The following is a 20,532-nucleotide window of genomic DNA, read 5'->3' on the forward strand; positions in this document are numbered from 1 at the left end:
CGACGAATTTCGGACCCACGCCTCGCCGCGCACGTCCCCAGCGACGAGTGCGGACTACGTTTAGCCTGTACGCAGCGGCGCCGGGAACGCGGCGTCTGGCCCAACTGTCGGCTGGGACCGGCCGGAATCGGTCGGCGGCGAGGAGTCGAGCATGTCGCAGACACCGGAGTTTCCGTTCCTGCACCCGGGAGAGTTGGTCGCGGGCGGGAAAAGGGATCGGCTCGGACCCGGCGATCTGGGGCCAGAACATCGGCGTACCGCCTGGGAGCGGCTGGGTAAGGATCGGTTCGACGTCCTGGTCGTCGGCGGCGGCGTCGTAGGCGCCGGTATCGCGCTCGACGCCGCGACACGGGGGCTGTCGGTCGCGCTGGTCGAGGCCCGCGATCTCGCGTCGGGCACGTCGAGCCGCTCGTCCAAGATGTTCCACGGTGGCCTGCGCTACCTGGAACAGCTCGAATTCGGCCTGGTCCGGGAAGCGCTGAAGGAACGTGAGCTGGCGTTGTCGACGCTCGCGCCGCACCTGGTGAAGCCGCTGCGGTTCCTCTATCCGCTGACACATCGCGTGTGGGAGCGGCCCTACGTTGCCGCGGGCCTGACCCTGTACGACACCATGGGTGGCGCGAAATCCGTTCCAGGACAGCATCATCTGACCCGGCACGGCGCGATGCGGCTGGCGCCCGGCCTGCGTCGGGATTCGATGATCGGCGGCGTCACCTACTACGACACCGTCGTCGACGACGCCCGCCACACCATGACGGTCGCCCGCACCGCCGCGCACTACGGTGCGGTCATCCGCACCTCCACGCAGGTCGTCGGATTCCTGCGCGAAGCCGACCGGGTCGTCGGGGTGAAGCTGCGTGACACCGAGGACGGGCGCACCGGCGAGGCGCGCGCGAATGTGCTGATCAACGCGACGGGCGTGTGGACCGATGAGGTGCAGAGTCTGTCGCGCCAACGCGGCCGATTCCATGTGCGCGCGTCCAAAGGTGTGCACATCGTGGTGCCGCGCGACCGCATCGTCAGTGATGCCGCCATCATCCTGCGCACCACCACCTCGGTACTGTTCATCATCCCGTGGGGCGCGCACTGGATCGTCGGTACCACCGACACCGACTGGAATCTCGACCTCGCCCATCCCGCGGCGACCAAGGCCGATATCGACTACCTGCTCGACCGGGTCAACGAGGTACTGGTCACCCCGCTCACGCACGCCGATATCGACGGCGTCTACGCGGGCCTGCGCCCACTGCTGGCGGGGGAGAACGACGAAACGTCCAAGCTCTCGCGCGAGCACGCCGTGGCCAGGGTCGCGCCCGGACTGGTGAGCATCGCGGGCGGCAAGTACACCACCTACCGGGTGATGGCGGCGGACGCGATGGACGAAGCCGCACAAGACATTCCGGCACGCGTCTCGCCGTCGATCACCGAGAAGGTGGCGCTGCTCGGCGCCGACGGCTACTTCGCGCTGGTCAACCAGACCGTGCAGCTCGCCGAGCACTACGGCATCCACCCGTACCGGATGACGCACCTGCTCGACCGCTACGGCTCGCTGGTCGACGAGGTGCTCGCGATGGCCGCGGGCAAACCCGAACTCCTGCAACCGATTACCGACGCACCGGCCTACCTGCAGGTAGAAGCGGTCTACGCGGTCGCCGCGGAGGGCGCGCTGCACCTCGACGACATCCTGGCCCGTCGCACCCGGATCTCGATCGAATACTCCGATCGCGGCGCGAACTGTGCCGAGCAGGTCGCCCACCTGGTGGCACCCGTTCTCGGGTGGGACGCGGACGAGATCGACCGCGAGGTGTCCACGTACCAGGCGCGCGTACGGGCCGAGATCGAATCGCAGACCCAACCCGACGACACGTCGGCCGACGCGCTGCGGGCCGCCGCTCCGGAGCCGCGACCGCAGTTGCTGGAACCGGTGCCACAGGACCGCTGAACCTCAGACCGGGTCGATGCGGGCTTTGAGCAGGCAGAACTCGTTGCCCTCGGGATCGGCCAGCACATGCCATTGCTCCTGGCCGGTCTGCCCGATGTCGGCCGGGCGCGCCCCGAGCGCGAGCAGGCGTTCGAGCTCCGCGTCCTGATCGCGGTCGGTGGGGTTGACGTCGATGTGCAGGCGGGATTTCCCCGGCTCGGGCTCTTGCCTGCGGCTGAGGATGATCGTCGCCTGCGGACCGCCGAACCCTGTGCGCGGGCCGATCTCCAGCGTGCCGTCGTCCTCGCGATCGAGTACGACGAAGTCGAGTACCGCGCACCAGAATTGGGCCAGCGCCTCCGGGTCGCGGCAACCGAGCACGAGCTCACTGATCCGACATGCCATCACGAAACCTGCTCTCTACCGGGTAGCGTCGCCGAACTTCCCTGGCCCGCAGCGGAAAACAATCCCGAGATCGTATCGGACGAGCAGCTGTCCAGCGACGGGTTTCACGGAGGGGGCTGGCAGTTCGGGCAGAAGAAGATGCCACGTTCGCGCTGAGTGATGCGGTCGGCGGGGTCGTCTTCGCCGAGCAACTGGGAAGCGATAGGGGTGCCGCAGCGGGGGCAGGAACGACGAGTGCGGCCGTAGACCATGGCGCGCCACGGTGGTTGGTGTGCGGCTTTGCCGAGAACGCGGTGCGCTTCGTCGACGAGCGCCACGAGATCGGGGATGTCGCCGACCGGGGTAACGGGGTGGACTTTGCGCAGGAAACAGATCTCGCTGCGGTAGATGTTGCCGATGCCCGCCAGATTGCGCTGGTCGAGCAGGGCGAGACCGACGGCGCGACGCGGGTATTCGGTGAGCCTGCGCAAGGCCTCGGCCGCATCCCAATCCGGGCCGAGGAGATCGGGGCCGAGGTGGTCGATGACCGTGTGTTCGTCGGCGCGCAGCAGTACCTGAACCTTGCCGAGCGAGAAGCCGACGGCCTCGACCTCGTCGTTGGCAAGCACCACTCGCGCGGTGACCGCGGGTTTGGTCCAGCGCTGGCCGCGGTGGAACACCCGCCACACGCCTTCCATCTTCAGGTGGGTGTGGATGCTCACGCGGTCGGTGCGGATGAACAGGTGCTTGCCGTAGCTGACGACCTCCTCGACACGTTCGCCGACCAGATCCACGGTGGCGTACCGCGGAACCCGGAAATCGCTGCGGGTGAGCGTTTTACCGACCAACGCCGTGCGCAGGCGCTGCGCGGCGCGGAAGACGGTATCGCCCTCGGGCATTCGACTACACCTGCCTGCGCAGCCGCAGGCCGCTCGGGGTCATCGAGAAACCGGCTTCGGTCAGGACTTCGGCGAAGAGGTTGCCGTGCACAGTGTCTCCATTGATCTTGTCGATCACCAAGCTGTCGACCCGGCGATCGCGTACCAGCCCGGCCAGCGCGAACGCTGCCGCCCGGCGCAGGCCGATGTCCTCGGTGAAGCTGAGCAGAGTCTTGCCGCCACGCTCGGAGTAGAGCACCAGTTCGCCGCCGACCATCACCACCAACGCGCCCGCTTTGCGGCCCGGCCGATGACCGCCTTCGGCGTCGCCCTTCGGCCACGGTAGTGCGGCGCCATAGGGGTTGGCGGGGTCGCATGCCGCGAGGGCGAGCGCGACGCCCGCTCTGGTGGTGTCACGGTCGGTGTCGAACGAGCGCAGGCGGTCGACGGTGTCGGTGGTGGAGAACTGGGCGCCGCCGAGCGTGTCGACGAAATAGCCGCGCCTGCACCGGCCGCGGTCCTCGAACTCGGTGAGCACCCGGTACATCAGCTGGAAACCGCCGGATATCCCTTCGTTCTGTACCGAACCGCGAGTCAGCACGCCGTAGCGTTCGATCAGCTGATCGGCGGTGGCATGGGCGCGAACGGTGTTGTCCTGCACGCGTTCGGGCAGGATCGACCAGCGTCCCGCCACTGTGGGCGGACCGGACCGGGTCGGCATCGCCGGTCGCGGCAGGTACGCACGGCCGCGGGGCGAGCGGCGCGGGGTGCGGTGCGCGGTGGTGGCGCGGGCGGTGCCGGACAGCAGGGCGCGCACCGGGGCGAAGGTGTCACCGGAGACATAGCCGGCCCAGACCAGCTGCCACAGGGCCTCCCCGGCGGCTTTGTCGTCGAGCAAGCCCGCGGAATCGGCGAGTTGGCGAAAGAAATAGGCGCCGCCGCCGCGCAAGGTGGATGGCAGCCGCTGGACACGGTTCGCGGCGCCGGGATCGGGTGCGTCGAGATCGACCACCGGCCACGGTTCCAGGTTCGCGCCGAGTGCGGCCAGGACACCGAGCTGGATGTCGGTGGGGTCGATGTCGTCGGCGGGAGGCAGGGTGAAGGGCGCCTGGTCGGCCAGGTGGAGGGCGACCCAGCCGTCGCGGGCGGTGATCGCGCCGTGGCCCGACCACACCACCTCGCCGGTCGCCATCAGCTCGTCCAGCATGGCGGGGGAGTAGTCGCGGACTCGGGTGGGCAGAATCAGCGACTCCCAGGCCGAGGCCGGAATCGGCACGCCCGCGAGCTGTTCCACCACTGTCGCCACGCCGTCGACCCCGCGTAGCTCGCCGGATCCGACGTGCTGCCAGGACGGCAGGAACCGAGCGAACGCGGCGGTGGACACCGGCTCGACCTCGTGCCGCGCGGCAGCCAGTGAACGGCGGCGCAATCGACGAAGGACCTGGGCGTCACACCACTCGCCACCAGCGGTGTCCGGCGTGAATTCACCTTCCACCACGCGTTTCTCGGCGAGCAATCGGTGCAGCGCTGTCGCGGCGACGGCCGTTCCGAGGCCGAAGCGGTCGGCGACCGCGGCGGTGGTGAACGGTGCGTGGGTGCGCGCGTAGCGCCCGACGAGGTCGCCGAGCGGATCGGGCACCGGTTCGATGAACGCGGCGGGCACTCCGATCGGCAAAGGCACTCCGAGCGCGTCCCGCAGACGAGCGGCGTCCTCCACCGCCACCCACCAGGTACGACCCGCGAACGAAACCTCCAGCGCCCGACGCGAATCCCGCAGTTCCGCGAACCACGCGGGCGCATCGGAATCGGCGAGTAGATCGCCGTCGGCAGACTCGAATACCTCACCCGGTGTGCTGTGCGAGGGTTCGTCGGGTGCGTGGGCGCCGGTCTCCATCGCTTCGGCGTGGCGCGCGGCGGATGCGGTGCCGGGGCGGGGAACGCAGCGAGCCGCGACTTCGGTGGGCGTGAGTGGGCCGAGCAGCCGGAGCAGGTCGGCCAGACCTTCGGCGTCGCGAGCCAGGCGTTCGGGGGTGAGGCGCTGGAGTTCTTGTTCGGTCAGGGTGATGACGGCGGGGTCGAGGAGTTCGCGCAGCTCGACGCGGCCGAGGAGTTCGGCGAGCAGGCTGGAGTCCAAAGCCAGTGCGGCCGCTCGGCGTTCGGCGAGTGGGCTGTCGCCGTCGTAGAGGAACTGCCCGATGTAGGAGAACAGCAGGGCGCCGGCGAAGGGCGACGGGCTCGCGGTCTCGACCTCGATCAGGCGGATCTCGCGGCGGGCCACCTTGGTGAGCAGGTCGCGCAGGGCGGGCAGGTCGTATACGTCGCGCAGACATTCACGGACGGTTTCCAGCAGGATCGGGAACTGCGGGAATTTGCGTGCCACGTCCAGCAATTGGGCCGAGCGCTGCCGCTGCTGCCACAGCGGCGCGCGTTTGCCGGGGTCGCGGCGCGGGAGGAGCAGCGCTCTGGCGGCGCATTCGCGGAAGCGGGACGCGAAAAGGGCGGAGCCGCCGACTTGTTCGGTGACGATGTCGTCGATCTCGTCGGGTTCGAAGGCGAACAGTTCGGCGCCGGGTGGTTGGTCGGTCGTATCGGGCAGGCGCACCACGATGCCGTCGTCGGAGGCGGTCGGGGCGGCATCGATGCCGAACTGTTCCTGCAGGCGCGCACCCACCGCCAGCGCCCACGGTGCGTGCACCGGGGTGCCGTAGGGCGAATGCAGCACCAGGCGCCAGTCGCCGAGCTCGTCGCGGAATCGCTCCACGACCAGTGTCCGATCGGTCGGCAATTGGCCTGTGGCACTGCGCTGTTCCTCGAGCAGACCGACCAGATTCGCTGTCGCGTTCTGATCGAGTCCGGCGGTGCGCACCAACTGCTCGAGCCGTTCCGCGGGCTTGCTCTGCTCGGCGGTGCGCCCGGCTTTCTTCGAGCCCGGGGCCGGCTTCGTGGGTTCGGTCGAGCCCATGTCCGCCACGATCCGAGACAACTCGTCGGCTGGTACCTGACCGGCCGTGCGAACGAATTCGCCCAGCGCGGCACCCAATTCAGCGGGCCGGCCCAACCCGTCACCGTGCCAGAACGGCAACCTGCCGGGGAGCCCGAACGCCGGTGACACCAGCACCCGATCGAAGGTGATCTCCTCGATCCGCCAACTGGTCGCACCCAGCGCGAACACATCGCCCACGCGCGACTCGTAGACCATCTCCTCGTCGAGTTCGCCCACCCGCGAAGCCTTTTCGCCCACCATGAACACCGCGAACATCCCACGGTCGGGGATCGCGCCACCGGAGGTCACCGCCAGGCGCTGGGCGCCGGGACGGCCGGTGATGGTGCCCGCGTCGCGGTCCCACACCACGCGCGGACGCAGTTCGGCGAACTCGTCGGACGGATAGCGTCCGGCCAGCAGGTCGAGCACCGATTCGTAGGCCGAGCGGGGCAGGTTCGCGTAGCTGCCGGTGGAGCGGACGAGATCGAACCAGGCGTCGACGTCGATGGGTTCGAGCGCGCAGGCCGCCACCGTCTGCTGGGCGAGGATGTCGAGCGGGTGCGCGGGGATCTGGAGCTTCTCGATCTCACCGGTGAGCATGCGCTGGGCGGCGACGGTGCAGTGGATCACGTCGGTGCGGTGTTTGGGGAACAACACGCCCCGCGAGATCTCACCCACCTGGTGTCCGGCCCGCCCGACCCGTTGCAGCCCACTGGCCACCGAGGGCGGCGCCTCCACCTGGACCACCAGGTCCACCGCGCCCATATCGATGCCGAGCTCGAGACTGCTGGTGGCCACCACACAGCGCAGCCGACCGGTCTTGAGGTCGTCCTCGATGATGGCGCGCTGTTCCTTGCTCACCGACCCGTGATGGGCGCGCGCCAGCAGGTGCTCGGCCCCGTGGATCACCTCAGTGGACGGTCCGAGCTGGGCGGGTGGCTTGTGCTCGGTCTCCACCGGCTCGCCGAGCCGGGCGGCGTAGGTCTCGTTGAGCCGCGCGGTCAGCCGTTCGGCGAGCCGCCGGGAGTTGGCGAACACGATCGAGGACCGATGCTCGAGCACCAGGTCGACGATGGCCTCGTCGACATGCGGCCAGATCGAACCCGGCTGATCGGAGTCGCCCCCAGGATCGGTCATATCGGCCACCGGCACCCGCACCGACAGGTCGAAGGTCTTCGGTGCGGGCGGCCGCACAATGGTGATCGGTGCGTTCCCGACCAGGAATCGCCCGACCTCCTCGGGCGGGCGCACCGTCGCCGACAAGCCGATCCGTTGAGCGGGCTTGTCGGTGAGCTGATCCAGTCGTGCCAGCGACAAGGCCAGATGCGCACCACGCTTCGACCCGGCGATGGCGTGCACCTCGTCGACGATCACCGTGTTGACCTGGGCCAGTGTCTCGCGAGCGGCAGAGGTCAACAGCAAGAACAACGACTCGGGGGTCGTGATGAGAATGTCCGGTGGGGTGCGCAACATCGCCCGGCGCTGGGCGGGCGGGGTGTCACCGGAGCGCACCCCCACCGAGATATCCGGTGGGTCGAGCCCCAACCGTTTCGCGGTTTGCGTCACCCCTACCAGGGGTGCCCGCAGGTTGCGCTCCACATCCACAGCCAGCGCCTTCAACGGCGACACGTAGAGCACCGACGTGCCCCGGGACGAGCCCGGCTCGGGTGGGTCCCGGTGAGCCAGTTGATCGATGGCCCACAAGAACGCCGATAGGGTCTTGCCCGATCCCGTCGGCGCGACCACCAGCGTGTTCTCGCCCGCGGCGATGGCATCCCACGCGCCGAGCTGGGCCGACGTCGCGCCGGGGAACGCGCCGTCGAACCACTGTGCCGTCGCGGGGGAGAACCGATCCATAGCACCAAGTGTGCACCGACCCACCGACAACTTCGGCGCCATCACGCACCCCGACCAGCGCGAACACTGCGATGACCGGGGAGGCGCCCAGGCCGGGTTGTGGCGTGGATCGCATTCGTCGCTACCCTCGACTCTCGTGCAAACGGTGCTGAGAGTCGACCTTGTCGGCCATGGCCTTACCGAGGCGGTGCGTAAGGCGCGTTTTCCTGTCGATGAACCCCTCGACGAGTCGGGGCGGGCCGCTGTGCGCGCCTGTGTGCCGCTCGATGAAGCGTTGGTGCGGACAGGACCGGAGCGGCGGGCTCGCGAGACGGCGGAGGAATTGGGTCTGGTCGGCGAACAGGACGTGCGATTACGGGACCTCGATGCCGGGTCGTGGCGGGGCAGTGAGATGGGCAAACTCGCTCAGGACCAGTTGTTCGCCTGGCTCACCGATCCCGAATTCCGTGGGCACGGTGGGGAATCCATCACCGATCTGGTCGAGCGGGTGCGCTTCTGGCTGGCCGAGATCGCCTCGTCGGGTCGTAACACCGTGGCGGTGACGCACCCGGCCGTGGTGCGCGCCGCGCTGCTCGTGGTGCTCGACGCACCGGCGAAGTCGTTCTGGCGCATGGATGTTCCGCCCGCGAGCGTCACCCGGCTGCACTACCGGGGGAACTGGACCCTGCGACTCGGTAACGGATAACGAAGAAGGCCCCGGAGTCGAAACTCCGGGGCCTTCTTCGTAGTAGCGGGAACAGGATTTGAACCTGCGACCTCTGGGTTATGAGCCCAGCGAGCTACCGAGCTGCTCCATCCCGCGTTGCAAATACCACTTTACACGGGGTGGGGTGGAAGGCGAAATCGCTGGCCTGATCAGCCGAAATGGATGCCTTGGGCGAGCGGGAGTTCGGTGGAGTAGTTGACGGTGTTGGTGGCCCGGCGCATGTAGGCCTTCCAGGAGTCGGAGCCCGACTCCCGACCGCCGCCGGTGTTCTTCTCCCCGCCGAAGGCGCCGCCGATCTCCGCGCCCGATGTGCCGATGTTGACATTGGCGATGCCGCAGTCGGAACCGGCGAGGAACTGTTCGGCCTCACGCTGGTCGAGGGTGAAGATCGACGAGGAAAGTCCCTGGGTCACACCGTTGTTCAAGGCGATGGCTTCGTCGAGTTCGTCGTAGGTCAGCACGTAGAGAATCGGCGCGAAGGTTTCCTCGCGCACGAGTTCGGTCTGCGCGGGCATGCGGACGAGGGCGGGCCGCACGTAGTAGGCGTCGGGTCCGAGTGTCTCGACTCGCTCACCGCCGCAGATGATGTCGCCGCCCTCGGCCACCGACCCGACCAGCGCCTTCTGCATCCCGGCGAAGGCGCGCTCGTTGATCAGCGGCCCGACCAGTACGCCGTCGTCGAGTGGATTACCCACGGGCAGTTGGCTGTACGCCGCGGCGAGCCGTTCGACCAGCTGGTCGGCGATCGAACGATGCACGATCAACCGTCGCAGACTCGTACACCGCTGGCCCGCTGTCCCCGCCGCCGAGAAGACGATGCCACGCACCGCCAGTTCCAGATCGGCGCTCGGCGCGACGATCGCGGCGTTGTTTCCACCCAGCTCGAGCAGGCACCGGCCGAAACGTCCGGCCACCCGCGGGGCGACGGTGGCGCCCATCCGCACCGAGCCCGTCGCGCTCACCAGGGCGACCCGGCCGTCGTCGACCAATGCCGAGCCGACGGTCGCGTCACCTTGGATCAGCTGGTGCACTGCGGGATCCGCGCCCACGTCGACCGCCGCGCGACGCAGCAGCGTGTGGCAGGCCAGCGCCGTCAACGGCGTGGTTTCCGACGGCTTCCAGACCACTGTGTCGCCGCACACCAGGGCGATCGCGGTATTCCAAGCCCAGACCGCGACAGGGAAATTGAACGCCGAGATCACCCCGACGACGCCGAGCGGATGCCACGTCTCCATGAGCCGATGGCCGGGACGTTCGGAAGGCATGGTGGCGCCGTAGAGTTGGCGCGAGAGCCCGATCGCGAACTCGCAGACGTCGATCATCTCCTGCACTTCGCCCAGCGCCTCGGGGCCGATCTTGCCCGCCTCCAGGGTCACCAGCTCCGCCAGCTCGTCCTGATGGGCCACCAGCAATTGGGCCAGCCTGCGCACCAGGCCCGCTCGCACCGGCGCGGGGACCGTGCGCCACGCCTCGAACGCGGTTGCGGCGCGGCCGATCGCGGCATCCACGTCGGCGGGGGCGTCGGCGGTCAGCGGCAGCAGGACACCGCCGGAGATCGGCGTGCGCGCCAGTAGCGGGCCGGGCTCCGGCACTGCGGCGCCGAGGCCGTGCAGTAGCGCCCTGGCTCGCAGGGAGAGCTGCTCGGAGAAGTTCACGGTCTGCGTCATCGGTACTCTGCTCACCTTCTGCTGTTTGGTACGACTCACGGAAAAGTTCGGGAGAATTCGGTGGGGAACGGAAAGAAGTTTTCCCCGCGCGAGCCCCACGCTGCGTTAGCCTTCGCTGATGGCGGATACACCGGCTCGACCCCAGCTCGATGACATCGATCGACTATTGATCAAAGAACTGATGGCAGACGGCCGCGCCACATTGTCGAATCTGGCGGAGAAGGCCAGTCTCTCGGTCTCGGCGGTGCAATCGCGGGTCCGCAGGCTCGAAGCGCGCGGCGTGATCCGCGGATACGCGGCGCAGGTCGACCCCGAAGCGCTCGGGCACTTGTTGTCGGCGTTCGTGGCGATCACTCCTCTCGACCCGTCCCAGCCCGATGACGCGCCCGCCTTGCTGCAGCACATCCCCGGCATCGAGGGGTGCCACTCGGTGGCGGGCGAGGAGAGCTACGTCCTGCTGGTGCGGGTGGCCTCGCCTCGGCATCTGGAACATCTGCTGCAGGAGATCAGGGCCACGGCCAACGTGCACACCCGCAGCACCATCATCCTGCAGACATTCTATGACAGGTAGTGATCTTCCGTAATTTGATTCGTGATTCCGTAGAACTTCCGTAAATATTTGCGTATCGTCGGTTTCATGACCATCGAACTGGAGCGCCCTGGCGCGGCGGTCATCCCCGCCGACCGGGTCCACGAAATCCTGTCCTCGCACATCCTCGCGGACGGTTTCGAGCTTGTGCTCGACCTACACGAATCGCACGGTCGCACGCTCGTCGACGAACGCGACGGCACCAGCTATCTCGACATGTTCGGCTTCTTCGCCTCCAACGCGCTCGGGATGAACCATCCCGCGCTGGCCGGCGACGAGAGTTTTCTCGCCGAACTGGCCACCGCCGCACTGAACAAGCCGAGCAATTCCGATATCTACACCGTCGAGATGGCCCGCTTCGTCGAAACCTTCGCCCGCGTGCTCGGTGATCCGCGCTTGCCGCACCTGTTCTTCGTCGACGGTGGCGCGCTCGCGGTGGAGAACGCGCTGAAAGTCGCTTTCGACTGGAAGAGCAGGCACAACGAATTGCACGGTCGCGCACCGGAACTCGGCACCAAGGTGCTGCACCTGACCGGCGCCTTCCACGGGCGAAGCGGTTATACGTTGTCGCTCACCAACACCGACCCGGTCAAGACCGCGCGATTCCCGAAATTCGATTGGCCGCGCATCGACACACCGCACACCTTCGCCGGCCCCGACATCGCCGCCCTCGAAGCGCGGGCACTGGCCCAGGCCGCACAGGCCTTCGCCGACAACCCGCACGACATCGCCTGCTTCATCGCCGAACCGATCCAGGGCGAAGGCGGTGACCGTCATCTGCGGCCGGAATTCCTCGCCGCCATGCAGCGGCTGTGCCATGCCAACGACGCGCTGTTCATCCTCGACGAGGTGCAGACCGGCGTCGGCCTGACCGGAACCACCTGGGCCTTCCAGCAATTGGACGTCACGCCCGATGTGGTGGCCTTCGGTAAGAAGACCCAGATCTGCGGGATCATGGCAGGCGGCCGGGTCGACGAGGTGGTCGACAATGTCTTCCGGGTGAGCTCACGGCTCAACTCCACCTGGGGTGGCAACCTCACCGACATGGTGCGCACCCGGCGCATTCTCGAAGTGCTGGAACGGGATCGGCTGATCGAGGGTGTGGGACCGCTCGGCGCGTTCCTGCTCGACCGGCTCGGCAAACTGGCCGCCGCGCACCCGGACACGGTCAGCGAGGCGCGTGGGCGTGGGCTGATGTGCGCGGTGACGCTGGCGACGCCGGAGCTGCGCGATCGGGTGGTGACGGAACTGCGCGAACGTGAGCACGTGCTGCTGCTCGGCACGGGGGAGCGCGGCATCCGTTTCCGTCCGCCGCTGACTGTCACCGAGGACGAGCTGAGTCAGGCCGTCGACGCCCTCGACGCGGTGCTCACGCGAGAACGTCGGTAACTCACCGGATTTCCGGGCTGGGCCGGCGGCACGATCGCCGTCGGCCCACTTCCGTCTTCGCTCGTCCGTGATCGCAGGACCCAGTCGGCAGATGCGGCGCTGATCAGGCGGACACGGCGGTCAATCCGAGTGCGCCGGCGACGAAGCGGTGGACGGAGGCCAGGCCGGCGGCCAGTGCCTCGTCCTCGCCGGGCCGAGCCCACCCGGTGACCGCCGCGGTGGTGTCGGGGCCGGGCGTCACGCCGATCTCGGCGACCATCTCGGCCGTAGTCGGAACGCAGACCGCCCAGGAGAAGTGCGACTCATCGGCCCACTGCGCCGACCGGGTGGCCACGTAGTCGGGATCGGTGATGCCGCCGTCGGCCAGCGCGGGTCGGTCGTCGATGCGCTCGTCGGCGCGCAGCGCGCGCAGATACCAGGACCCTGCGTTGATCTCGATCGGTTCCACGCGAGCAGCCTAGTGGTTCGATTGCCGGGTCATGCCGTGCGGAGGGTGCCGCCACCGAGCAGGGAGTGAACCGCCGTGCGGCCGATGTCGAGGGCGCGGGTGAGCAGGTCGGTGTCGCGGGCCGCGCTGTCGATGGCGGGGGAACCGGCGGGTGGGTGGACCTGGAGGACGTGATCGCCGAGGCCGTCGAGGTAGCTGTCCTCCATCGCCTGCTGGCCCGGTCGCTTGCTCCACGCCCGGAACGCACCGGGCGCGATGGCACGCATGTAGCCGCCGCCGACCACGCGGTGCAGCAGGGGCGCGGGCGGGCGGACTTCATCGGTCCGGCGGGTGCGCAGGACCAGGGCGTGGGTGGTGCCCGCGGCCACGGCGGTACGAATCGGGACGGTTTCGGTGAGGCCGCCGTCGAAGTAGCTGCCACCCGCGAGGGTGACCGGTGGTCCCGCCAGCAGCGGAAGGCCAGCAGAGGCCCGTAGCGCCGTCATGAGCGTCTGTTTGTCGGTGATGTAGGGCCCGAGGTCCACCGACTGCCCCGTGCGGATATCGGTCGCGATGGGATGGAAGGTGGTGGGGTTGGCCAGGATCGCGGGGAAGTCCATCGGCTCGATGCCGTCGTACACGCGATGCACCAGATAGTTCAGATCGAAGACGGGGCGACCGCGGAAGATGCGCACCGGGTCGACCACGCGGCGCATGATCGCCGGATCGGTCCACGATCGCATCCCCGTCGCCGCGCGCCCGCACAGCAACCAGGCGCCGTTGATCGCCCCGGCCGACGTGCCGTACACGGCGTCGAACACCTTCGCCAGACCCAGCTCCTCGAGCGCCTGCACCATGCCGCTGGAATACACACCGCGGCTGCCACCGCCCTCGATCACCAGCGCGAGACGATTGCCGTCAGTGCGGCTACCGGTTTCCCGGCGAGCCTGGATGACCTCGGCCACCGTTGCCGAACCCGGCGTCGAGAGCGGGTCCAGATCGGTGTGCGCAGTACTGGTCACCCGATCCACGATACGACAGAACTTTCGCCCACACCCTGCGGAGACAGGTGATCTTCGCCGTCCGTTCACCCCTACGAACGCCGACGGGCGCCGGTCAAGAAAAGACCGGCGCCCGTGGGTGGAACTTCTTACTTGATCTCCGCCAGGACCGTGCCCTGCGTGATCGCCGCACCCGCCTCGACGGCGAGCCCGGTGACGACACCGGCCTTGTGTGCGTTGACCGGGTTCTCCATCTTCATGGCCTCGAGCACCACGATCAGGTCACCGGCCTCGACGGTCTGGCCCTCTTCGACGGCGACCTTCACGACGGTGCCCTGCATCGGCGCGGTCACCGCGTCGCCGGACGCGGCACCGGCACCGGCGCCGCCACGCTTGCGCGCCTTCGGCTTCTTGCGCACCACACCGTTGCCTGCCGAGCCGGCCGCACCGCCACCGAGGGTGAACTGACCGGGCAGCGACACCTCGACGCGACGTCCGCCGACCTCGACGACAACCTTCTGCCGGGGCAGATCGTCGTCGTCATCGTCGGAGGCGCCACCGGCGGTGTACGGCTCGACGGTGTTCTTCCACTCGTTCTCGATCCACTTGGTGTAGACGTCGAACTTCTCGCCGTCACCGATGAAGGCCGGATCCTCGATGACCGCACGGTGGAACGGGATCACCGTCGCCAGGCCCTCGACGTCGAACTCGGCCAGCGCGCGACGGGCGCGCTGCAGCGCCTGCTCACGGTTCTCGCCGGTGACGATCAGCTTGGCCAGCATCGAGTCGAACTGACCACCGATGACGCTGCCCTGGACCACACCGGAGTCGACGCGCACACCAGGGCCCGAGGGCTCGCGGTAGACGTTCACCGGGCCGGGCGCGGGCAGGAAGCCGCGACCGGCGTCCTCACCGTTGATCCGGAACTCGAACGAGTGGCCACGCGGGGTGGGGTCTTCCTTGATCGACAGTTCGTCGCCGTTGGCGATCGCGAACTGCTGACGCACCAGGTCGATGCCCGCGGTCTCCTCGGTGACCGGGTGCTCCACCTGCAGGCGGGTGTTCACCTCGAGGAACGACACGGTCTCGCCCTGCACCAGGTACTCCACGGTGCCCGCACCGTAGTAGCCCGCCTCGCGGCAGATGCGCTTGGCCGACTCGTGGATCGCGGCGCGCACCTTGTCGGACAGGAACGGCGCGGGCGCCTCCTCGACGAGCTTCTGGAACCGGCGCTGCAGCGAGCAGTCGCGGGTACCGGCGACGACCACGTTGCCGTGCTGGTCGGCGATGACCTGGGCTTCGACGTGGCGGGCCTTGTCGAGGTACTGCTCGACGAAGCACTCACCGCGACCGAAGGCGGCGATGGCCTCACGGGTCGCCGACTCGAACAGCTCGGGGATCTCCTCGATGGTGTGGGCGACCTTCATGCCGCGGCCACCGCCACCGAAGGCGGCCTTGATGGCCACCGGGACGCCGTACTCCTTGGCGAACGCGACGACCTCGTCGGCGTTCTTGACCGGGTCCTTGGTACCGGCGGCCATCGGCGCCTTCGCCTTCTCGGCGATGTGGCGCGCGGTGACCTTGTCACCCAGGTCGCGGATGGACTGCGGCGACGGGCCGATCCAGATCAGCCCGGCGTCGATGACGGCCTGGGCGAAGTCGGCGTTCTCGGAGAGGAAGCCGTAACCGGGGTGGATCGCGTCGGCGCCGGACTTGGCCGCGGCGTCGAGGATCTTGTCGAACACGAGGTACGACTCGGCAGAGGTCTGACCGCCGAGGGCGAACGCCTCGTCGGCGAGCTTCACGAAGGGAGCGTCGGCATCGGGCTCGGCGTACACCGCGACGCTGGTGATTCCCGCGTCCTTGGCAGCCCGGATCACGCGAACCGCGATCTCGCCGCGGTTAGCTACGAGTACCTTTGTGATCCGTGCGCTGGCATGGCTGGGCACTGAGCCTCCTGTGTGCAATCTTTGGTCGCGTCGGGGAACGGGTCGCCGGTTAGGCCCCGTGCCCGGTATCGACAACTTTCGTCTCGGGCGAGTGTAGGCAGTGTGCCAACCCTGCTCGAACTCGGCTAGCCCTACTGTCGAGTAGGTCGCAGGTCACACTACGCGGCGTCCAGTGATGTGAACATGTTTCAAATGATCTGATTCGCGACACCTGGTTCGGTCCCCGTGGCGATAGGTACGCGTACCGAGTTGCCCCATTCGATCCACGATCCGTCGTAATTGCGCACCGACCTGCGGCCGAGCAGGAATGTCAGGACGAACCAGGTGTGGCTGGACCGCTCGCCCACCCGGCTGTACACGACCAGGTCGTCGGCGGGAAGCGCGCCGTAGACCTCGTCGAGGTCGGCGCGCGAGCGGAAACGGCCGTCGATCGTGGCGGCCGCGGTCCACGGGATGTTCACCGCGGTCGGCACGTGTCCGCCGCGCAGGGCCGCGTACTCCTGGTTGAGCGGCTTGTCCTCGAGCTCGCCCGAGTACTCCTGCGCCGAACGCACGTCGACCAGGGGCTTGCCGAGCCTGCCGAGCACCTCCTCGCGGAACGCGCGCGCGGCCGAGTCGTCGCGCACGACCTCGGGGTAGTCGCTGGGGGTGGGGTAGGGCTGGTCGAAGGTGGTATCGCGTTCCTCGGAGATCCAGGCGTCGCGGCCGCCGTCGAGCAGGCGCACGTCCTCGTGGCCGAACAGCGTGAAGATCCAGGCGGTGTGCGCGGCCTGGGCGTTGCCGCGGTCGCCGTAGATCACGATGGTGTCGTCGCGCTCGATACCCTTGGCGCGCATCAGCTCGGTGAAGCGCTTGCCGTCGACATAATCGCGGGTCACCGGGTCGCTCAGGTCGCCACGCCAGTCGATCTTGACCGCGCCCGGGACATGGCCGATGTCGTAGAGCAGGATGTCATCGTTGGACTCGATGATTCGTAAACCACGCACGCCGATGTTTGCGGACAGCCATTCTGTGGTTACCAATCGATGCGGGACTGCGTAGGAACCGAAGGCGGGGTGCGGATCCGGGGCGACGGGCACGGTGTGGTCCTTCACGCGAGTTGGGTGGGTGCGACCACTGTGTGGTCGCAGCCGATGGTAAGTGTGTGGTGGCACATCACGAATCGACACAATGGGCGAATAAAGCGCACGGATGTCCGATAAAGTCTCTGGAGAGGAGGGGTGAGCTATGTCCGATTCTTGGCCGCGACGGCGACTGCTCGCGATCCTACGTGGCGCCACCGAGCCCCTCGATGCCCAGGAACTGGCCCGCATCACCGGACAGCACGTCACCACCGTCCGATTCCACCTCGATGTCCTCACCCGTGAATCGCTGGTTCGCCAGTTCCAGCAACCGCCACGCGGCCGCGGCCGCCCGCGCATCGGCTATCGCGCGGTGCAGCGCTCGGTGGGATATCAGGAGCTCGCGCAGGTACTGGCCGACCATCTCGGTCCCGATCCGGTCGCCCGATCCGCCGCCGCCGTGGCCGCGGGCCGCGCGTGGGGTGCGCGGATGGACATCGGCACGCAGCAGGTGGAAACCCTCGCCGATGCCAGGGACATCACCATGTCGCTGATGTCGGAGCTCGGGTTCGCGCCCGAGAAGGAACCCGCCGGGGAGACCTCGGAGCACGTCCAGATCAACCTGACGGCCTGCCCGCTGCGGGAACTGGCCCGCTCACACGCCGAGGTGGTGTGCGGTGTGCACATGGGTCTCATGCGGGAGGTGCTCGAACGCAACGGCGCTCGTGGCCGGGTGGACGTGCAGCTGCACCCCTTCGTCGAGCCCGAGCTGTGTACGGCCCGGCTCGATCTGACCATGACCGCGCCCGACCGCACCCCGGCCATGGAGCCGGGGGATCAGCACGTGATCGCGCCGTCAGTCCCGCGGATCCCGCCACAGCTGCGTGACACCGACACCGACGTCTTCGAGCAGTCGGCGCAACAGCGGTAAACCGATCCCGATGACGCTGGACGGATCGCCCTCGATCCGGTCGACGAACCAGCCGCCCAGCCCGTCCAGGGTGAACGCGCCCGCGACCTTCAACGGCTCGCCCGACGCGATGTAGGTATCGAGCTCATCCGGCGTCGGCTTCGCGAAATGCACCGTGGTACTGCTGCATTCGGCCGACTCGGCGACGATCTCGCCGTCGCGCAGCCGCAGCACGCAGTGCCCGGTGATCAGATCCGCGCTGCGGCCCGCCATCGTGGCCCAGCGCTCGCGCGCCACCTCCGGGGTGTGCGGTTTGCCCTGGAGCTGCCCGTCGACGAGCAGCATCGAATCGCAGCCGACGACGACACAGTCGGCACCGAATTCGGGAATCGACGCGGCGACGTCGGCCGCCTTGGCGCGAGCCAAGGCGACGACGACATCGTGCGAGGAGGTACCGGCGGGCAGTGCCGCCGATACCGCGTCCTCGTCCACGCCCGAGACCCGCACCACGGGATCAATTCCCGCGGTGCGCAGGATCCCGAGCCGTGCGGGCGACGCGGACGCCAGAACCAGCCTGGTCGCCGCAGCGCCGGTTTCGGTCACCTCAGCGCAGGTGCGACAGCATCGGGTACACGTACGGTGAGAACGGGTTCGTGCCCCGATGCATCATCGTCGATGTGCCCCATGCGTCGGCCGGTCCGTTCGATCCGCCGACAGGCGCGTTGGCCGCCGCCGCGCTCAGAACGGCGACCAGAGCCGCGATGTCCTGATCGGTGGGCGAACCCTTGAGAATGCGGAACAGCGGTTCGCCCGCGGCGTCGACGGTGGCCTGCGCCGCCGTGTCCGCCGGCAGTTCGACCTCTTCGACGAGCGGTTCGACGACGAGCTCGAGCTCGGCGACTGTCAACACGTCTTCTTCTGCCACAGTTGTCACAGTGCCAGATCCTTCCTGCACTTACTTCGCTTCACAGCGCGGTTGCCGCGATCATTCCCGGTGTGGCCGCACCGATCAATAGTTGTCTTCCACAACAAGTGTGCGCGGCCTATCCGGGATATCGCGTTTTCAGAGCGGAATGTTGCCGTGTTTCTTCGGCGGCATGGTCACCATCTTGCGCTCGAGCAGCCGCAGCGCCGACACGATCTGGCCACGGGTGTGCGAGGGCGGGATGACCGCGTCCACGTAGCCGCGCTCGGCGGCGACGTACGGGTTCACGAGAGTGTCCTCGTACTCGTTCTGCAGCTCGAGGCGCAGCGCATCGACGTCGTCGCCGTTCTTGGCGGCATCGGCCAGCTGCTTGCGGTAGACGAATCCGACGGCGCCGGAGGCACCCATCACGGCGATCTGGGCGGTGGGCCACGCCAGGTTCACATCGGCACCCATGTGCTTGGAACCCATGACGTCGTAGGCGCCGCCGTAGGCCTTGCGAGTGATGATCGTGATCTTGCCCACAGTGGCCTCACCGTAGGCATAGAGCAGCTTCGCGCCGCGGCGGATGATGCCGTTGTATTCCTGGCCGGTGCCGGGCAGGAAGCCGGGCACGTCGACCAGAGTGATGATCGGGATGTTGAAGGCGTCACAGGTGCGCACGAAGCGCGCGGCCTTCTCCGAGGCGTCGATATCGAGGCAGCCGGCGAACTGGGTCGGCTGGTTGGCGACGATGCCGACGCTGCGCCCGTCCACTCGACCGAAGCCGCAGATGATGTTCATCGCGCGCTCGGCCTGGACCTCGAGGAACTCGTCGTCGTCGAGCAGACGGCGGATGACCTCGTGCATGTCGTAGGGCTGGTTCGGCGAGTCCGGGATGATCGTGTCGAGCTCGATGTCCTCGTCGGTGAGGGACTCCTCGATCGCACCGTTGATCGGGTCGGTCGGCGCGTGGCGCGGGGACTCGGCGCGGTTGTTGCTCGGCAGGTAGCCCAGCAGCTCCTTGACGTAGTCGAGGGCGTCCTGCTCGCCGGAGGCCACGTAGTGGGCGACACCGGACTTGACCATGTGGGTGTGCGCGCCACCCAGGTCCTCCATCGAGACCTCTTCGCCGGTGACGGTCTTGATCACGTCGGGACCGGTGACGAACATCTGCGAGGTCTGATCGACCATCACCACGAAGTCGGTGAGCGCGGGGGAGTACACGTGACCGCCCGCGGCGGCGCCCATGATCAGCGAGATCTGCGGGATCACGCCGGAGGCCTGCACGTTGCGGTGGAAGATCTCGCCGTAGAGCCCGAGGGAGACGACGCCCTCCTGGATCCGCGCGCCGGCGCCTTCGTTGATGCCGACCAGCGGACGGCCGGTCTTGATCGCCAGGTCCATCACCTTGACGATCTTCTCGCCGTAGACCTCGCCGAGGGATCCACCGAACACGGTGACGTCCTGGGAGAAGATGCACACGTCGCGGCCGTCGATCGTGCCGTAACCGGTGACGACACCGTCACCGAGCGGGCGGTTGTGCTCGAGGCCGAAATTCACGCTGCGGTGCTTGGCCAGGGCGTCGAGCTCGACGAAGGAGCCTTCGTCGACCAGGGCGAGGATGCGCTCGCGCGCGGTCATCTTGCCCTTGGCGTGCACCTTGTCGACCGCGGTCTCACCCATCGGGTGTTGCGCTTCTTCCAGCCGATTCCGCAGATCAGCCAGCTTCCCGGCGGTGGTGTGGATATCGGGGGTGCCCGCCGATTCCGATGCGGGCTGCTGCTGGACACTCGTCATGGGTTGCGAGTGTAACGAGTGACACCTTCGCGCACCACGGCAGTCTCGCTTACCGGCCAGTAGAGAAACCCCAGCTAGGTATGGTCATGATCGTTCACAGAGAACT

16 protein-coding genes and 1 tRNA gene are annotated in these 20,532 nt (G+C 68.0%); 5 read left to right on the top strand and 12 right to left on the bottom strand.

The features are described 5' to 3' along the window. Positions 1-151: 151 nt before the first annotated feature. Positions 152-1,942, top strand: a complete 1,791-nt coding sequence (gene glpD, locus ACFVJ5_RS15025; RefSeq protein ID WP_379220464.1) for a glycerol-3-phosphate dehydrogenase — start codon at positions 152-154, stop codon at positions 1,940-1,942. Positions 1,943-1,945: 3 nt separating this feature from the next. On the opposite strand, the gene ACFVJ5_RS15030 is transcribed toward glpD, so the two are convergent. From ACFVJ5_RS15030 to ACFVJ5_RS15040, 3 genes are all read right to left on the bottom strand, one after another. Beyond that, positions 1,946-2,326: a VOC family protein gene (locus ACFVJ5_RS15030; protein WP_379220465.1), complete on the bottom strand. Its 381-nt coding sequence runs from the start codon at positions 2,324-2,326 to the stop codon at positions 1,946-1,948. Positions 2,327-2,430: 104 nt separating this feature from the next. Beyond that, positions 2,431-3,204 (bottom strand): Fpg/Nei family DNA glycosylase, encoded by a 774-nt coding sequence (locus ACFVJ5_RS15035; protein WP_379220466.1) that lies wholly within the window; start codon positions 3,202-3,204, stop codon positions 2,431-2,433. A gap of 4 nt (positions 3,205-3,208) precedes the next feature. Further along, a complete protein-coding gene (locus ACFVJ5_RS15040; protein ID WP_379220467.1) occupies positions 3,209-8,023 on the bottom strand; it encodes a DEAD/DEAH box helicase in 4,815 nt (1,604 codons plus the stop codon). A 136-nt stretch (positions 8,024-8,159) separates the two neighbouring features. Between ACFVJ5_RS15040 and ACFVJ5_RS15045 the strand changes: the two genes are divergently transcribed. Then, positions 8,160-8,708: a histidine phosphatase family protein gene (locus tag ACFVJ5_RS15045; RefSeq protein ID WP_379220468.1), complete on the top strand. Its 549-nt coding sequence runs from the start codon at positions 8,160-8,162 to the stop codon at positions 8,706-8,708. A 43-nt stretch (positions 8,709-8,751) separates the two neighbouring features. Here the strand turns inward: ACFVJ5_RS15045 and ACFVJ5_RS15050 are convergent. Beyond that, positions 8,752-8,825 (bottom strand) — tRNA-Met (locus ACFVJ5_RS15050). A gap of 53 nt (positions 8,826-8,878) precedes the next feature. Continuing rightward, positions 8,879-10,396 (bottom strand): aldehyde dehydrogenase family protein, encoded by a 1,518-nt coding sequence (locus ACFVJ5_RS15055; protein WP_379220469.1) that lies wholly within the window; start codon positions 10,394-10,396, stop codon positions 8,879-8,881. Between the two features lie 118 nt (positions 10,397-10,514). Between ACFVJ5_RS15055 and ACFVJ5_RS15060 the strand changes: the two genes are divergently transcribed. Beyond that, positions 10,515-10,967: an Lrp/AsnC family transcriptional regulator gene (locus ACFVJ5_RS15060; protein WP_056818059.1), complete on the top strand. Its 453-nt coding sequence runs from the start codon at positions 10,515-10,517 to the stop codon at positions 10,965-10,967. A 66-nt stretch (positions 10,968-11,033) separates the two neighbouring features. Beyond that, positions 11,034-12,374, top strand: coding sequence for an L-lysine 6-transaminase (gene lat / locus ACFVJ5_RS15065; protein WP_379220470.1), 1,341 nt, complete (start codon positions 11,034-11,036; stop codon positions 12,372-12,374). A gap of 103 nt (positions 12,375-12,477) precedes the next feature. Here the strand turns inward: lat and ACFVJ5_RS15070 are convergent, their stop codons facing one another. The 4 genes from ACFVJ5_RS15070 to ACFVJ5_RS15085 form a co-directional block, all read right to left on the bottom strand. Further along, positions 12,478-12,822, bottom strand: coding sequence for a hypothetical protein (locus tag ACFVJ5_RS15070; RefSeq protein WP_379220471.1), 345 nt, complete (start codon positions 12,820-12,822; stop codon positions 12,478-12,480). Positions 12,823-12,851: 29 nt separating this feature from the next. Continuing rightward, positions 12,852-13,823, bottom strand: a complete 972-nt coding sequence (locus ACFVJ5_RS15075; protein ID WP_379220472.1) for a patatin family protein — start codon at positions 13,821-13,823, stop codon at positions 12,852-12,854. 128 nt (positions 13,824-13,951) lie between these two features. Next, positions 13,952-15,751, bottom strand: coding sequence for an acetyl/propionyl/methylcrotonyl-CoA carboxylase subunit alpha (locus ACFVJ5_RS15080; protein WP_379220473.1), 1,800 nt, complete (start codon positions 15,749-15,751; stop codon positions 13,952-13,954). A 188-nt stretch (positions 15,752-15,939) separates the two neighbouring features. Next, positions 15,940-16,830, bottom strand: a complete 891-nt coding sequence (locus tag ACFVJ5_RS15085) for a sulfurtransferase (RefSeq protein WP_379220656.1) — start codon at positions 16,828-16,830, stop codon at positions 15,940-15,942. A 148-nt stretch (positions 16,831-16,978) separates the two neighbouring features. On the opposite strand from ACFVJ5_RS15085, the gene ACFVJ5_RS15090 reads away from it, so the two are divergent. Next, a complete protein-coding gene (locus tag ACFVJ5_RS15090; protein WP_379220474.1) occupies positions 16,979-17,743 on the top strand; it encodes a helix-turn-helix transcriptional regulator in 765 nt (254 codons plus the stop codon). Here ACFVJ5_RS15090 and ACFVJ5_RS15095 read toward each other — a convergent pair. The 3 genes from ACFVJ5_RS15095 to ACFVJ5_RS15105 all read right to left on the bottom strand — a co-directional run bounded on the left by ACFVJ5_RS15095 (position 17,669) and on the right by ACFVJ5_RS15105 (position 20,426). Next, positions 17,669-18,325 (bottom strand): nucleoside triphosphate pyrophosphatase, encoded by a 657-nt coding sequence (locus ACFVJ5_RS15095; RefSeq protein WP_379220475.1) that lies wholly within the window; start codon positions 18,323-18,325, stop codon positions 17,669-17,671. The two genes, ACFVJ5_RS15090 and ACFVJ5_RS15095, sit on opposite strands and share 75 nt — an antisense overlap. 1 nt (position 18,326) lies before the next feature. Continuing rightward, positions 18,327-18,656: an acyl-CoA carboxylase epsilon subunit gene (locus ACFVJ5_RS15100; RefSeq protein ID WP_379220476.1), complete on the bottom strand. Its 330-nt coding sequence runs from the start codon at positions 18,654-18,656 to the stop codon at positions 18,327-18,329. A gap of 129 nt (positions 18,657-18,785) precedes the next feature. Continuing rightward, a complete protein-coding gene (locus ACFVJ5_RS15105) occupies positions 18,786-20,426 on the bottom strand; it encodes an acyl-CoA carboxylase subunit beta (RefSeq protein WP_379220477.1) in 1,641 nt (546 codons plus the stop codon). Positions 20,427-20,532: the final 106 nt, after the last annotated feature.

The sequence above is a fragment of the Nocardia sp. NPDC127606 genome (assembly GCF_042671725.1).
GTDB lineage: Bacteria > Actinomycetota > Actinomycetes > Mycobacteriales > Mycobacteriaceae > Nocardia.

Excerpts from the sequence above, each read along its gene's own strand:
- ACFVJ5_RS15035 (WP_379220466.1), bottom strand. The coding sequence starts at position 3,204 with ATGCCCGAGGGCGATACCGTCTTCCGCGCCGCGCAGCGCCTGCGCACG.
- ACFVJ5_RS15030 (WP_379220465.1), bottom strand. The coding sequence starts at position 2,326 with ATGGCATGTCGGATCAGTGAGCTCGTGCTCGGTTGCCGCGACCCGGAG.
- ACFVJ5_RS15090 (WP_379220474.1), top strand. The coding sequence starts at position 16,979 with ATGTCCGATTCTTGGCCGCGACGGCGACTGCTCGCGATCCTACGTGGC.
- ACFVJ5_RS15040 (WP_379220467.1), bottom strand. The coding sequence starts at position 8,023 with ATGGATCGGTTCTCCCCCGCGACGGCACAGTGGTTCGACGGCGCGTTC.
- lat (WP_379220470.1), top strand. The coding sequence starts at position 11,034 with ATGACCATCGAACTGGAGCGCCCTGGCGCGGCGGTCATCCCCGCCGAC.
- glpD (WP_379220464.1), top strand. The coding sequence starts at position 152 with ATGTCGCAGACACCGGAGTTTCCGTTCCTGCACCCGGGAGAGTTGGTC.
- ACFVJ5_RS15055 (WP_379220469.1), bottom strand. The coding sequence starts at position 10,396 with ATGACGCAGACCGTGAACTTCTCCGAGCAGCTCTCCCTGCGAGCCAGG.
- ACFVJ5_RS15105 (WP_379220477.1), bottom strand. The coding sequence starts at position 20,426 with ATGACGAGTGTCCAGCAGCAGCCCGCATCGGAATCGGCGGGCACCCCC.
- ACFVJ5_RS15060 (WP_056818059.1), top strand. The coding sequence starts at position 10,515 with ATGGCGGATACACCGGCTCGACCCCAGCTCGATGACATCGATCGACTA.